This is a genomic window from Enterococcus innesii (assembly GCF_022846515.1).
GTDB lineage: Bacteria > Bacillota > Bacilli > Lactobacillales > Enterococcaceae > Enterococcus_D > Enterococcus_D innesii.
Genome location: NZ_AP025635.1, coordinates 3,469,488 through 3,483,800, shown reverse-complemented (window position 1 = coordinate 3,483,800; position 14,313 = coordinate 3,469,488). Strand labels below are relative to the sequence as shown.

Here is a 14,313-nt window from a genome sequence, read left to right as displayed (position 1 = left end):
GTCAAGAATGGATATCATTTTCGGACAACAAAAAATAATTAGTGTATTTTTATTAAAAGAATACTCTTATTTTATTACTTCTTTCTTAGATTCATCAAAACTATTAAAAACATTGATATATCAATGTTTATTATATTTTCCATCTTAAATCCAACCTAAAAAACACCTCTCAGATTCATTCTAGTGGGTAATTCCCCATAAAAAAAGTTTCGCTTAATCTGAGAGGTGTTTTTTCGAAAATAGACGTAAAAATCGTTGATATAACAGTAATCTTGTATTTCTGTCAACAATCATAAAACCCTTGATAAATAAGGTTTTTTAAAGGTCATTTTTTAAGTGGTTTTTGACAATATTTTGGAGATAATTTGTAATAAAAAAGAGACATGATTTTACTCACATCTCCTCTAACAACTCTGTTTTCATTTTATCCATGTGTTTTTCCCACAATTTAATCACTAAATCCTTGGAAAATAGTAATTTTTCCTGCTCTTCATCAGACAATTTTTCAAATTCACTATATAATTCATTTGCTAACTTATTTAATACAATCTGAGGTATGGTTACGTGGGCTTTCACAAACGTTCGTTTCAGCTTATTTTTCACATATTTTTTTATTGACAACTGATTCAAATTATCTCTATCCTTCTTTTTAATTAATCTGCTTTCTTATAAGTCATGTAACCATTTTGATAGACAATTGCTGTTCCTGCTCGATTTGTAACTTCTTCACTGCCTTCAGAATTAATACGTATATTAAATTCATACATTTCCTTTTCTTCAGAAAGAAATTCATAAGAAACTTTCTCTGGAAGTCCTATCGAATCTTTAAACTTGCTGAAATAGATTGTCGCATCATCTTTAGAAGCTATTTCAATCGCTGATGTATCAAATGCTATTTTTTTCATCGCATCTACTTTCGCACTTGGCTTATTTTGGAATACGTTATATGCTTCAACCTGTTCAGGGTCATACATGGCTGTTTGATTATTAATAGAAATCGTATCTTTGTCTATTAGGGTGATAGGAGTGATTGTGGTATCGTAAACTGTCTTGTCCATGCTAATAAGGGGTGTGACAATATAATAAACTTTATTTTTCATATCATACTTTACTGCATTCATATATCCAGTCATACCACTTCCTTGAAAAGCCCCCCAGCTTAATTCATTCTCAGGGAAATTAAAATGATAGATATCGCCTAATTGGTTATCTGAAAGATTAAAATGCCAGCCAACATGTCCATTAAAATAATCTTCAAAATCCGTTTTAATCGTAACAATATCTTTAGCCAATTCGTTGGCTTTATCATTTAATTTTGTATCATTAATGCTTTGAATAGAGTTTTCTAATGTGTCAATGTCCGTTAAATCAATCATAGCGATATTCCAACTATTGATTGTTTTTTCCACACTTTCAAGCATATCAAATTGTCGGTTATAATAATTAACGACTGAACGCAATCCTTTAGAAAAGGTGTCATCTCCTTCAATTTCAGGTGTTTCTATACGAGTATCTGAATTAATGGTCAAATAGGTAGAATCGAAATTATCTGGAATAGGTTCATCAAATAATTGATTGACTTTATCCCGAATATTTACTTTTTCTCTTACATCAGCCAATTGCCTTTTATACTCTAACTTATCTCCTGATACTGCCCAAAGACTTTTCCCCATTTTCTTTACTTTTTGTTCATCTAAATCCATATTTGGAACCGACTTTGTGCTATCAGAATATAGATTATTGTAATTATCAATAAATTCACTTTCTACATGTTTTTTATAAAACAAGAAACTGCAACAAATAATAATGCCAACTAAACTAATTAACACAGATTTTCTATAAAACAATCTTTTTGATGGTTTTTCTTTACATTTCGGGCATTGATTATCTACTAATTTCTCGCCACATTTACTACAAAACTTCATTTATCCTACTCCTTAATTACTTTCCATATAGGCGTTACTGTCATCAGAATAATGCCCATCCCTACTAATAAAATTCCAAATCCGACAGAATTTGAACTGCTTATATCAAAATACTCTGAAGAAACCGAATAAGTGTTTATTTCAGAAAGTATTTTAAACAAAAATAATCCATTCGCTATAAGTAATAAAATTTGAAGAAATTTACTAACTACGTGGTTGATGAACAACATAACATATGAAATCATCGGAATTATCAGAATAACAATTAGTAAAAACTGATAGTTACCATCCATCTTAGAAAGAAACGTTAGATAATCATACAAAGTAACAGTAGTATCTATCCCATACCCAAAACCATTAATCTCACCCTGAAGTATTGGTGCCAAAAAAACGCCTGTATAATAGCATGTTATGCCGATTAATGAAACAAGCCAGCTATAATTCATTCTAGCTGATTCGTTACGGTATTCATTTTCATCTTCCAAAACTTCATTTCTATTATTTGATGATTGTTCTATATGTTCATTTCTAACCGTAAGATTTTGGGTAGCTGTTTGAAGCAAACCATTTGTGAACTCTTTTATTTCCTGCTTATCAAGCATCATAACCTTTTCTTTCATCTTTTTATTCAATAGATGTTCTGAACTGTTCTTACTATTTGCATACCAATAACTAAAAATAATAGACACAACAAAAAACATCCACCCCAAAATGGGTTTAATTGTTAGGATAAGCATAGTAATCACTATAAAAGTAAATAGAACAATCAAATTATTTTTGATAAAACTAATAAAGCGGCTAACTTTCCTTTGATTCAATCGATAAATATTTAATTGAGTTTCAAACTGCCTAACAATTTGTTCGCCTTTCACGCTCTTGCCACATTTTTCACAAAAATTCGAATCTTTCGCTAACTTCTCTCCACACTGACTGCAATAATTCATTTCTAACACTTCCTTATTTTTTACTTGCTTGAACGATGAAAAATACGATAGCCACTATAGTTATAATCAAAACGAGTGGATGATTCATTAGAAATTTAAATAAAAGGGTCAATAATCCAATGATTACAACCATTGCAACAATAAAACTTCCGATTTTAGTTAAGCAACCCTCTTTCTCAGTTTCTGGTTCAGTTACATCTTGAATGATTATTTTTATCCCATTTTTTAAAGCCATGAAATTCATCCTTTTCTTCACATAATCAGAGGTAATAAATCAACGTTTTTGCCACGACAAAGAAAGCCTGCTTTATCAACTTCAAATCATTGATAAGACAGCCTTAGCCTGTTCGTTATTCTTTTATCTATTCATCGGTAAAAAACGTTGATTTATTACCGGTCAAATTCTTGCTTCCCTCTTATATGTTACCTTCAGTCTAATGATTAATCAAGGATTATTTTCTCGACAAACCTTCATTTTTCGCTACATTATAAACTGTTTTAACACTAACATTACATTTCACAGCAATCTCATTTAGTGATAGTTCTTTTTTATCATATAATTTGATGATTCTTTTCTTCACGTTATTTTTAATTGGTGGTCTTCCTAATTGTTTCCCTGAATTTGCCAATGCTTCCTTCGTTCGAATGCTGATGTTCTCTGCTTCAAATTCTGCTATTCCAGCCAAAACAGTGAAGAATAGTCGTCCACTTGCTGTTCTGGTATCAATCGATTCTTGAATACTTTTCAGATATATCTCTTTCTCATTTAACTCTGACATGAGATTTACTAATTGTCGAGATGACCTACTTAATCTAGCTAAATTATAAATAAGTAACGTATCGCCTTTTTTTAAACATTTCAAAGCTTTATCAAGCTCTGTCCGATGTTCCTTTCTTCCACTAATCTGTTCAGAAAACAATTCATCTGGTTCAAATTTTTCTAGTGCTTTTCGTTGCACTTCCAATCCCAAATCCTGTGTATTTTTACTAGTACGAATATAACCAATAGTTCTATTTTGCATAGTATCTCCTCCTTTCTATCATAAATAGTAGTGCATTTATTTGCTGTAATATATAAAAATCCCCCAACAATTGGAATATGTTAGGGGAAATGAAACATTTTGAAATATTCATTTATATCGAGGTGAAATTCCAAATAGTTTCGTCAAGGTATAATTATATTATTACATCTGAACAAACGATTGTCGAGTAAATCAATCGTCCCTTTACTTTTCTATTATTAAGCTTTAAACATTGTAATAATTACTGATTTGACGATATTTATTTAAATGGTAGACATGCTATAAATTTGTAAAAAAAGTGTCACTTGATATAATTATAAATGACTATAAAATAACATATCAAGGAGGTCGTTTTATGACAAACGGAACAAGTCAAGGACTCTTCGTAGTCGTTGTAATCGTAATATTTGGAATTTTTGTATTAATAAGTTACTTACTTTTCAAAGACAATTTAAAACCAACACTAGCAAATATCTTTACTGATGGTTTAGAACAATCTGAGGAAAATTTAACTGGAATCGTAAAAGAGAAACCTATTAATGTCCAATCTTCCAGAGAAGATGAAACATATCTTTATGCGAAAATTAGAGATGCAGATGAATCTAAAGGAGAAACCGAAATATGGGTTAAAGCATACAAATTAGATGATGGTACACTTGAACTACGAAGTTCAAGTGTAACTGATGGAAACTACACAACGGGTTCTTCTGATATGACAGGAAGTCTAGTAATACCTGATACAATTAATGGTATGAAAATTATTGGTCTTGGTGACGGTAATAATATATCGGTAAGTAATATTTGGTCAGGTTCTAGTGTGTTCGCCAATGCATTATTTGATGGAACTTTAAGATTACCTACGCATTTGGAATATATACGCCATACAACTTTTGAAGATTCAAAATTTAGTGGAGCTATCGCTATACCCAAAAGTGTTAAAATTATTGGTACTTATGCTTTTACAAATTCCACATTCACTGGTGAACTAAAACTTCCTGAAAGTTTGACTAGTATTGGTGACAGTGCTTTTTATAATTCCACATTCTCTGGGGAACTTAAATTACCTAATGGATTGACTAGTATTGGTGGCAGTGCTTTTTTTACGTCCACATTCACTGGCGAATTAAAATTACCTAATGGATTGACTAGTATTGGTGGCTGGGCTTTTCAAAAGTCTAAATTTACTGGTGAACTTAAATTGCCTGATAGTTTGACTAGTATTGGTTATCTTGCTTTTTACAGTTCCACATTTACTGGAACATTAGATGTATCAAATGTTAAATATATTCAGAAAGATGCTTTTAGCTCATCAAAAATTGATAAAGTCATTCGTGGAAATGTTGAAATGAGTGATGGTTCTAATTCGTTTAATACTTCTGGAATACATCCAATAGCTATTAAATTGGCTAATGGCAATTGGTATGATGGGTCTAATGATAATTAAGATAATTAACACCTGTATTTCTTAATACAGGTGTTTTATTTTGTGAAAAATCTAAGCAACTTTAAAAATAGCTTTTTCAAAATTCATCATATCTTTGTGTATTTTGCAATTTTCTTCTCATTCTTCCTATATTTACTTAATTTGGATAAGACGAAAAAAAGAAAATCAAAAAAACTATTGCATCAATAAGCTAACAGGAGTATATTTTAGCCACGCCTAACTTTTTTTAAAGGTTAACCATTTTTATGATTTGTAACGAAAGAAGGAAATAATTTGAAAAACGCATTACCAAACAAAAAAAATCACAGAAAACATCTTGTAGAATATGCCAATGGCCCCTCTTTACAAGAAATAAATGGTACCATTGAGGTACCTAATGGAATGGGGTTTTGGAGAACATTATTTGCTTATTCAGGACCAGGAGCTTTAGTTGCTGTTGGTTACATGGACCCTGGAAATTGGTCAACTTCTATCACTGGTGGTCAAAACTTTCAATATATGTTGATGTCAATTATTTTAATGTCAAGTTTGATAGCAATGTTACTTCAATATATGTCTGCCAAATTGGGAATTGTATCTCAGATGGATTTAGCACAAGCAATTCGAGCAAGAACAAGTAAAACTCTTGGTATTGTTTTATGGATACTAACGGAATTAGCTATTATGGCAACTGATATAGCTGAGGTTATCGGTGGAGCTATTGCTTTGTATTTATTATTTAAAATTCCTTTGGGTATCGCGGTTTTTATCACAGTTTTCGATGTTTTGTTATTACTCTTGTTAACTAAAATAGGCTTTAGAAAAATAGAAGCGATTGTTGTCGCATTAATTGTTGTAATTTTTGTGATTTTCGGTTATCAAGTAGCGTTGTCTAATCCTGTATGGGGAGACGTTATAAAAGGGCTTGTTCCAAGTGCTAAAGCATTTTCAACGTCAAATCCTGTTAATGGTCAAACACCACTAACAGGTGCGTTAGGTATAATTGGTGCAACCGTTATGCCTCATAATTTATATCTACACTCTTCAGTTGTTCAAAGTCGAAAAATTGACCATAACGACAAAAAGGATATATCTAGAGCTTTACGCTTTTCAACTTGGGACTCCAATATTCAACTAACAGTAGCATTTTTCGTAAATTCTCTATTACTAATTATGGGAGTAGCAGTATTTAAATCAGGAAGTGTTGATGACCCATCATTTTTCGGTCTTTTTGAAGCCTTATCAAATCCTCAAGTTATGAGTAATTCAATCTTGGCTCAGGTAGCGAGTTCAGGTATTTTATCTATACTATTTGCAGTAGCATTATTAGCTTCTGGTCAAAATTCTACAATAACAGGAACTCTTACTGGTCAAATCATTATGGAAGGCTTTATTCATATGAAAGTTCCTATATGGCTAAGAAGAATGGTTACTAGACTCTTGTCAGTTATTCCTGTTTTGATATGTGTGCTTATGACAAGCGGGAAAAGCACTGTTGAAGAACATATTGCAATCAATAATCTAATGAATAATTCGCAAGTATTCCTTGCATTTGCTCTTCCATTTTCGATGATACCACTTTTGATGTTTACAAATAGTAAAGTTGAAATGGGGGGAGATTTTAAAAACTCGTGGATTGTTAAAATATTAGGGTGGATTTCTGTATTCGGTTTAGTATTCTTAAATATGAAAGGATTACCTAACCAAATAGAAGACTTCTTTGGTTCTAGTCCAACTCATGAACAACTTGTTTTAGCAGATAATATAGCTTATGTACTAATAGCGGTGGTTCTTATTACCTTAATTTGGACTATAATAGAGTTATATAAAGGAAATAAGAGATATATGAATCAACTAGCCTTTGAAACAGAAAAATAAACACTTTTAGTCTTCTAAATTTTTAATGTGCTTTGTTTATTTATGAATTTTAAATGAGTTAGTCTTAAAGAAAAGAACGATACTATTAAAATAGTGTCGTCAGACTGTAGACAAACCTTATGTAAAAGTGAGGTTTGTCTTTTTTTCTGTTTCTTTTATTTTATTTTCTAGTTCATTCTATATGCTTTCCCAAATTTTATTATAAAAACAGCATATTCTGAAGTCTATATTTTCTAGTTAGTTTTTTGCTAGTATAGATTAGATTATCATACCTATTTAGTTAAATTTTTTGATTTCAAGAATGATTGAAACCTATTGCTTCAACTATCTTAAACTGAAATAGATGAGTTGAAGTAATTCTTGCATAATACCGGATAACGCTTATAACTTTTGTCAACAAATTTTATACACAACGTTCAAATTTCCATCACTAAAATAACGATGCTATAATAGAATTATCGGGTATCAAAATGGATAGTTACGAGATGGATACTTATGAGAATTTAGTTTGTTTTTTTATTGATTTTGTGACCCTACCTTAACCATACATTTCGTAGAATACATAGGCTTCATAAAGCCTGCAAGAACCCTACATTTTCCCTACACATCTAATTTTCTCACAAGTATCCATTTTTTCTATAAAATCATCAAAATATGGTTTTAAACATTGGTAAATCAACTTTTTTAGCATATGAGAACTTTTTGAAAACTTTTAAAATAGAGGTTGCTTTTAAAAAAAATGAATGGAAACCTCCACGAAAATTTCAAAACTCATACTGTCCTTAAAAAAAATTTACTTTTACAATTCATTTTGAAAGCTAAAATCCAACATAAAATTGATGAAAAATTTTACTCTTCACCTAACTAAAAATGGATAGTTTTGAGAGTAGAAAAAAATTAACTAGTAAACGAAAAAAATATCGGAGGGAGTGATTATGAGTAAACAAACAGTCAATATAAGAGCAATTGATACAGAGGAGTTATTTCAGATTATCCACGCAAGTAATGGTATTTATCAGTCTACTTTAACAAGACTACTACAGTGCAATAGAACAAGCCTTGAGTCACGTTTAAAAACTTTAGAACAGAACGAACTCATTTACAAAAAGAAATCAAATAAGTACTTTTGTTATACGAATAAGTATGATTTTAAAAATATCCAAGCATTAAATAAACAAGCAGAGCTAGCTTCATTGCTTATTGAGTTAGGTTTTTATACGAGTCGCATTCAAGTATTAACAAATGAAAAAAAACAAAAACAACTGTATCTCTCGCTTTTCACTTTAGGTAACCATCTATACGAATCTTCTGATAAGTTAAGAAAACAAACTAGAGACTATCATAACAAGTTAGCATCTAGCAGTCAGAAAGATTTTTTTGCTCAATTTAGAAACAATAGCTTTACTTCTTTTCCTGTTAAAATTTCAAATATTGAGCAGTTGTATACAGATAACTACTTTACAACAAGTTTAGATGTTCCTGAAATTCTAGTAATACCAAACAAAGAACCATTATCTCTTATTGAATCAAAACTGAAAGATTTGTCTTATTCCAACAGAGTAGACAAAAATACTGAATTTATTAGAGATGATATTCTAATATATATTTCGTCAGAGCAAAGACTACTTTATTTCTTCAAAAATAATCAATATAAGTATGAATCTAAAAAAATTACTACTCCAATTGATTTTTTCTATTATCTAAGCAATTATTCCCACTCAAAACATGCGATTTATTCTTCAAATGCGTCTGAGGAGTTAGCAGATGCAATAAAGCTATATCGAATCAGTATTCTAAACAAACGAAAATTTAATACAATTACTAAAAAAAGCACCAAGCAAAAAGCACAATCTTAGTTGATTGTGCTTTTATATTTTTTATTGAAACGGATTAAACTCATCCAAGCTCGATTGAAGCTCTTCTTCTTCAATTCCTATGTATCTTAGAGTTACACTCTGGCTACTATGGTTTAAAATTTTCATCAATGCCGTTAAATCCTTTGTTTTCTGATAATAGGTATAACCAAAGGTTTTTCTCAATGTATGAGTTCCTATATAGTCTAAATCAAGGAAATTAGCCGTTTTCTGCATAATCTTATAGAACTGGTGTGTAGCTAAATGTTTCGCATTATCCCTAGGTGATGGAAATAACCAATCACTTTCCCCATCATGTTCTTCGTCTAGGTATTTAATTATTTGATTCGTTAATTGCATCAGATTAAGTGTTCTTTTCTTTCCTGTCTTTTTCTCAATAATATTCGCTTTTAATTTCCCTTTTACATCTTCCACTTTTAGATTCAATATATCTGAAATTCTTAGTCCAGTAAAAACCCCAAACATAAATATTGTATAATCTCTTTGTCCATGTTTGTTTCTCAACAGTTCGTTTGAGAAATTTATTAATACTTCCCTAGATTTAATTGGTTTGACATTAATATTTCCTTGTGGCATATTCCTCCCTCCATAATGAATGATTTATGGATACTTTCTATCTCTCATAATATAAATCTATCCATCTTTACTAAATCACAGTCTCAACTATTGATAGATTAAGGTTTACGATGGATAGAAATTGAAAAAGTATCCATGATTTTATTATATCTACAGAATTAGCCTGTAGCAAATTTGTAGAACAAAAAAAAAAACACTTATATTTTTCTAAGTGGCATACGATTATTATCAATTTATTAAAACCCAATCTTTGTCAATAGAGTACATTTTACTTTCCCACGGATTATCTATAGCTAAAATTTTTCTTTCATGATACATATCTTTAGAATCATGATATGATATTCTAACTTCACTAAAATCGTCTTCAATTTCTGATTTTTTAATTAGAAATTGCAAATCGAATTTTGAAATAGATAACGGCTCTAAAATAAAGGAGTAGGCTCCGTTATTAGCATAGGCGGTTTCTTTTATATGCGAAGCTTGAACCATATTACTAATGTATTTACCTTTATTATAGATTTGAAGATTAACGTTTCTAATAATTTCTCTTTTTTCTTTAGTATTATGAAATTCAATCCAAATTGGAACTGAAAAAATCACATCCCTACCATCTTTGATAAATCCATATGGTTGATTGTTTACCTTGCTATAGACTTTTTTTATATAGATTTTTACTGTTCCTTTATTAGAAATTAAATATTGAATAAGCGTTTGCCCAAGGAAACCAATCATTGTTGATATTAGAGAGACTAAAGCTCCAATAAGAAGTAATTTTATATCATTATTCATTTTGGTCTACCTTTCCATCATACATAAGTTGTTCAAAAGTATTCGAAAGAGTCTTAACTTTTTCAGTAGTTATGATTTCTTTTTCAATATCCAATGTATCTAAGTTTCCAAATTGATGTTCAAGGTTAATCAAAAATAAAATAAGTTTGCTTTTTATATTACTTAATAATTGTTCCAAAGATAAATTACTATATTCTTTAAAAATTTCATAACACATAATATTTGTATTTTTAAGTATATCAGGTGCTAGATATGTTAAGTCTTCGCAAACAGTTTCATTTTTCAGAATAATTCTTTCAATAGATTTTATACTAATATATATATTAGTTTCATTAATACCATCTCTAAATCTTTCAGAAAAATGGAGTAATGGTAGTGGCTGATTCTTCATTTGAAAATTACCATTAATTCCTGAATAAATCAATTTATAAGCAATATTTCTTCTATAATCTGGCAAAGTAGCTTGTCGGTGATAACCATTTATTTCTGACAATATCCATTTAGAAATAAGTTGATTGTCAAGCTCACTAGTTATCAAAAGTAATCTTTGTAATGATTCTTCAATACTAATACTATTCGTAGCAATATCTTTGATTAATTGACTTTTTGCCATTATAGTCACCTTCCTCATTTAAATTAATACTTAATTATACCTTTTTAAAAATACAATAACAATTGAACGTTCGATTTATTTAAATCGTCTGCAATGGTGAATAGTCCACAGCTTTACTGATTTCATCCTCAATATTTAAACTTCTTAAATAAACTTCCGTTGTTTTTATTGAAGCATGTCCTAGAAGTTTCTGAATTCTATAGATATCAGTACCATTCCGAACCAATTTTTGAGCAAAATAATGTCGAAAACTGTGTGGACTTACCCTAATAGATTTTCTAATCTTGCATTGATTCCCAATTTTTATGATTGCTCGTTCAGCTAAAATATAGTTGTATTGTTTACCTTCTCTTGTTAAAAATACATAATTGTCTATATTCTCTATTTCATTATATTCAAAAAAGGAATTTGCTACTCGCTTAAATTTTATATATTCTTTGTAAATCAACGGTGAGCAATGAACAATCCTATCTTTTTTCCCTTTCCCATTTTCAACGAATAACTCTTTATTAGTGATGTGAACATCTTTTAAGTTCATTACCTCATTAATCCTAAGTCCTGTGTCTACAAGAATTAGTAAGAGCAAATAATCTCTTTGATTCGTGAATTTTGTTTGATAGCCAGTGTGTTGCTTATCCATTTTCTGAGGTTTAAAGAAAGTTAACTTCTTCGCTACTTTCAACATTTCTTTGATTTCTATATCATTAAATGTCTGAATAATTACCTTACGCTCTTTTACCCACTTAACACGCATACAGGGGTTTCTATCGTATCGGATATAATCTTCATCTACACAATACTTAAAATACGCTCTGATGCTTCTTAGATGGCTATTCACATATGTTTCAGCACATCCCTCTTCTAATTTCATCAACATGAATTGCCGAATGCTTTTTGGTGTCACGTCTTCAATAAAGTATATCTGCTCTTTTTTCAAAAATTCAAAAAACAGATTCAAAAATTTTTGATGCTTCTTAATCGTTTTTTGTGAAATTCCTCTGGCTTTTTCATTGAATAACATTTCTTCTAGTAGTTCCTCTAACCTGAAATTTTGCAAAACAAAAAACTCCTTTACCAACTTTTTCTAAAAGTTAATAAAAGAGTTCAGAATTTATTTCCTCATTGGATATGGTATCCGTATCGAAAATACCCTCATTTTATCTGGTATCCGAAGTCCGAAAAATCGGCTTAGACTACATACTAAATGAGTGAGAAACGCTGTTAAATCAACACGAATCCTTAACGAATCCCCAAAGCAATCCGTGCATAACGACTCATTTTATCAGTCGTCCAAGCGGGATACCAAACTAATTTTACCTCTGGATTTTTGACTTCTGGAATATCGCTTAATGCTTCGTGTATCGATTCAGTCAATACGTCGGCTAAGGGACAGCCCATTGTTGTTAAGGTCATTTTGATTACGGTATTGCCTGTTTCTGCATCAAATTCGACTTCATAAACTAAGCCTAGATTCACTATATCAATCCCCAACTCAGGGTCAATCACGGTTTCCAAGGCAGCCAAGACACGCTCTTTGATTGCTTCTGCTTCTACTTCAGTATATGCCACGGTTGAAGACCTCCTTTAATTCTTGTTTCAAATAATACCTTCTTTTGCAAGATTTGTAAATGGACGATCCTTGATTATGGACGGCTTTTCTTGTGTATTTTCAGTTCTGGGAAGACTCCTGTCGTTTTAAAGGTCCGTTGTTCATCATCTGTCGCAAAACGGCCTGTAATCGATTGGGTCGGCACAAAATTAATAAACGCATTGCCGTCAGCTTCTAAAACGGCTTGTTCTAAATCGTAGATCTCGTAGCGCGTCACGACCATCATGATCATATTGCCAGGTACGCCTGAATACCCTCCGACTGAGGGGAACAAAGTCATGCCGCGAAACACATGCTTAGAAATATTTTTCCCAACAGCTTCCGCATTGGTCGTAATAATCATCGCCGTTACCTTTTGATGACTTGTGTGCAGCATGTCCACCACGTAGCTCATCGCGAAAATCGAAATGATCGTGTACAAGGCACTTTCCCAAGAAAAGACGAAACCTGAGACCATTACAATGATGCCGTTTAAAATAAACATATATTTACCGACCGTTTTTCCAGTCGTTTTTGATAATATCAACGAAAGGATATCCATTCCGCCGGTGGTAAAACCCATTTTCAGTGAAAACGCAACGCCGACGCCTAACAGTACGCCACCGAGCAAAGCGTTAACCAAAATATTGTCAGTGATCGCTCCTTGCGGAAGGATCATCGTTAAGACAGAAACGACAACGACATTGATAAAGCTCAATAGTGTCGATGATTTCCCGAGTTTGATGAACCCGAGAACAAAAATAGGCAAGTTTAAGAGGAAAATAAACAGCCCTGTACTAAGGTGAACGCCAAAATGTTCCAAGGCAAGTGCCACGATCAATTGGGCGACCCCGTTCATCCCAGCAGAAAGAACGTTTGCGGGAATCAAAAAGAAATTTAAAGCAATGGCTGCGGTGATACCTGACAGCAAAATAACCCCTATTTTTTTCAATCGTTCTGATTGTTCGTGCTTCGTTAATAACTTACTCACAATGATCTAGCTCCTTCACTAAAAATCTCCTTCCAAAGAATAGCAGTTTGTGTGAAAAAATGAAACAATTATTTGCAAAAATTTACTTTTCATTCCCGCATCGTTCGCCTCCATGTTAAAATCATAAGTAAGAGATGAGAGGAGTGATTGATTTTGGCAAAAGAAGCAAGTTTTGATGTCGTATCTGAGATCAACACAGAAGAAGTGAAAAACGCCATTCAACAGGCGGAAAAAGAATTGAAAAACCGATTTGATTTTAAAGGCTCCACGGTAGAAATCAAGATGACTGAGGGCAAATTGACGATTGTTGGGGATGACGAATTTAAGCTGGAGCAAATCAAAGATGTGCTCTTTGCGAAGCTGATCAAACGGAATGTACCAACGAAAAATATACAATTTGGCGAAACGGAGCATGCCTTGGGGGCAAAAGCTCGTCAAACAGCAGAATTGATCAATGGGATCGATAAAGAAAACGCCAAAAAAATAACGACAGCGATCAAAAACGCCAAGCTAAAAGTTAAAACCCAAATTCAAGACAATCAAATTCGGGTAACAGGCAAAAGTCGTGACGATCTGCAAGAGGTGATCCAATTGTTGCGTAAACTGCCTTTGACGATCGACTTACAGTTTACAAATTATCGCTAATCAAAAAAACTAGAACAGAGTCTAACGTGAGGGTTAGGCGAAATC

15 protein-coding genes and 1 pseudogene are annotated in these 14,313 nt (G+C 31.7%); 5 read left to right on the top strand and 11 right to left on the bottom strand.

What is annotated here, in order from left to right:
* Positions 1 to 393 precede the first annotated feature (393 nt).
* The 5 genes from ENLAB_RS16255 to ENLAB_RS16235 form a co-directional block, all read right to left on the bottom strand.
* Positions 394 to 630, bottom strand: coding sequence for a hypothetical protein (locus ENLAB_RS16255; RefSeq protein WP_220426134.1), 237 nt, complete (start codon positions 628 to 630; stop codon positions 394 to 396).
* A gap of 23 nt (positions 631 to 653) precedes the next feature.
* On the bottom strand, positions 654 to 1,925 hold the full coding sequence (locus ENLAB_RS16250; protein ID WP_220426135.1) for a zinc ribbon domain-containing protein: 1,272 nt from the start codon (positions 1,923 to 1,925) through the stop codon (positions 654 to 656).
* Between the two features lie 5 nt (positions 1,926 to 1,930).
* Positions 1,931 to 2,869, bottom strand: a complete 939-nt coding sequence (locus ENLAB_RS16245; protein WP_244352027.1) for a zinc-ribbon domain-containing protein — start codon at positions 2,867 to 2,869, stop codon at positions 1,931 to 1,933.
* A 13-nt stretch (positions 2,870 to 2,882) separates the two neighbouring features.
* Positions 2,883 to 3,104 carry a histidine kinase gene (locus ENLAB_RS16240; RefSeq protein WP_244352026.1) on the bottom strand — a complete coding sequence of 74 codons (222 nt, stop codon included), beginning with the start codon at positions 3,102 to 3,104 and terminating at the stop codon, positions 2,883 to 2,885.
* 217 nt (positions 3,105 to 3,321) lie between these two features.
* On the bottom strand, positions 3,322 to 3,891 hold the full coding sequence (locus ENLAB_RS16235) for a recombinase family protein (protein WP_220426138.1): 570 nt from the start codon (positions 3,889 to 3,891) through the stop codon (positions 3,322 to 3,324).
* A gap of 355 nt (positions 3,892 to 4,246) precedes the next feature.
* On the opposite strand from ENLAB_RS16235, the pseudogene ENLAB_RS16965 reads away from it, so the two are divergent.
* The 4 genes and pseudogenes from ENLAB_RS16965 to ENLAB_RS16220 form a co-directional block, all read left to right on the top strand.
* Positions 4,247 to 4,429: pseudogene (locus ENLAB_RS16965) on the top strand (hypothetical protein); the annotation flags it as partial.
* A gap of 174 nt (positions 4,430 to 4,603) precedes the next feature.
* Positions 4,604 to 5,335, top strand: a complete 732-nt coding sequence (locus tag ENLAB_RS16230; protein ID WP_369522136.1) for a leucine-rich repeat domain-containing protein — start codon at positions 4,604 to 4,606, stop codon at positions 5,333 to 5,335.
* 273 nt (positions 5,336 to 5,608) lie between these two features.
* Positions 5,609 to 7,192: an Nramp family divalent metal transporter gene (locus ENLAB_RS16225; RefSeq protein ID WP_244352024.1), complete on the top strand. Its 1,584-nt coding sequence runs from the start codon at positions 5,609 to 5,611 to the stop codon at positions 7,190 to 7,192.
* Between the two features lie 935 nt (positions 7,193 to 8,127).
* On the top strand, positions 8,128 to 9,048 hold the full coding sequence (locus ENLAB_RS16220) for a hypothetical protein (protein ID WP_220426141.1): 921 nt from the start codon (positions 8,128 to 8,130) through the stop codon (positions 9,046 to 9,048).
* Between the two features lie 21 nt (positions 9,049 to 9,069).
* Here ENLAB_RS16220 and ENLAB_RS16215 read toward each other — a convergent pair whose 3' ends face one another.
* From ENLAB_RS16215 to ENLAB_RS16190, 6 genes are all read right to left on the bottom strand, one after another.
* The gene (locus ENLAB_RS16215; protein ID WP_220426142.1) at positions 9,070 to 9,642 is read right to left on the bottom strand and encodes a site-specific integrase; all 573 of its coding nucleotides are present in this window, start codon (positions 9,640 to 9,642) and stop codon (positions 9,070 to 9,072) included.
* Between the two features lie 228 nt (positions 9,643 to 9,870).
* The gene (locus tag ENLAB_RS16210) at positions 9,871 to 10,431 is read right to left on the bottom strand and encodes a hypothetical protein (protein WP_244352022.1); all 561 of its coding nucleotides are present in this window, start codon (positions 10,429 to 10,431) and stop codon (positions 9,871 to 9,873) included.
* Positions 10,424 to 11,044, bottom strand: a complete 621-nt coding sequence (locus ENLAB_RS16205) for an AbiTii domain-containing protein (RefSeq protein WP_244352020.1) — start codon at positions 11,042 to 11,044, stop codon at positions 10,424 to 10,426. The genes ENLAB_RS16210 and ENLAB_RS16205 overlap by 8 nt, the downstream gene beginning before the upstream one ends.
* A gap of 79 nt (positions 11,045 to 11,123) precedes the next feature.
* Positions 11,124 to 12,101, bottom strand: a complete 978-nt coding sequence (locus ENLAB_RS16200) for a tyrosine-type recombinase/integrase (protein ID WP_244352018.1) — start codon at positions 12,099 to 12,101, stop codon at positions 11,124 to 11,126.
* 182 nt (positions 12,102 to 12,283) lie between these two features.
* A complete protein-coding gene (locus ENLAB_RS16195) occupies positions 12,284 to 12,613 on the bottom strand; it encodes a metal-sulfur cluster assembly factor (protein WP_005231940.1) in 330 nt (109 codons plus the stop codon).
* 74 nt (positions 12,614 to 12,687) lie between these two features.
* Positions 12,688 to 13,623 carry a YitT family protein gene (locus ENLAB_RS16190; protein WP_005230189.1) on the bottom strand — a complete coding sequence of 312 codons (936 nt, stop codon included), beginning with the start codon at positions 13,621 to 13,623 and terminating at the stop codon, positions 12,688 to 12,690.
* A gap of 153 nt (positions 13,624 to 13,776) precedes the next feature.
* On the opposite strand from ENLAB_RS16190, the gene ENLAB_RS16185 reads away from it, so the two are divergent.
* A complete protein-coding gene (locus tag ENLAB_RS16185; RefSeq protein ID WP_005230187.1) occupies positions 13,777 to 14,268 on the top strand; it encodes a YajQ family cyclic di-GMP-binding protein in 492 nt (163 codons plus the stop codon).
* The last annotated feature ends 45 nt before the right edge of the window (positions 14,269 to 14,313 follow it).

Excerpts from the sequence above, each read along its gene's own strand:
- ENLAB_RS16250 (WP_220426135.1), bottom strand. The coding sequence starts at position 1,925 with ATGAAGTTTTGTAGTAAATGTGGCGAGAAATTAGTAGATAATCAATGC.
- ENLAB_RS16245 (WP_244352027.1), bottom strand. The coding sequence starts at position 2,869 with ATGAATTATTGCAGTCAGTGTGGAGAGAAGTTAGCGAAAGATTCGAAT.
- ENLAB_RS16240 (WP_244352026.1), bottom strand. The coding sequence starts at position 3,104 with ATGGCTTTAAAAAATGGGATAAAAATAATCATTCAAGATGTAACTGAA.
- ENLAB_RS16235 (WP_220426138.1), bottom strand. The coding sequence starts at position 3,891 with ATGCAAAATAGAACTATTGGTTATATTCGTACTAGTAAAAATACACAG.
- ENLAB_RS16230 (WP_369522136.1), top strand. The coding sequence starts at position 4,604 with ATGACAGGAAGTCTAGTAATACCTGATACAATTAATGGTATGAAAATT.
- ENLAB_RS16220 (WP_220426141.1), top strand. The coding sequence starts at position 8,128 with ATGAGTAAACAAACAGTCAATATAAGAGCAATTGATACAGAGGAGTTA.
- ENLAB_RS16215 (WP_220426142.1), bottom strand. The coding sequence starts at position 9,642 with ATGCCACAAGGAAATATTAATGTCAAACCAATTAAATCTAGGGAAGTA.
- ENLAB_RS16210 (WP_244352022.1), bottom strand. The coding sequence starts at position 10,431 with ATGAATAATGATATAAAATTACTTCTTATTGGAGCTTTAGTCTCTCTA.
- ENLAB_RS16205 (WP_244352020.1), bottom strand. The coding sequence starts at position 11,044 with ATGGCAAAAAGTCAATTAATCAAAGATATTGCTACGAATAGTATTAGT.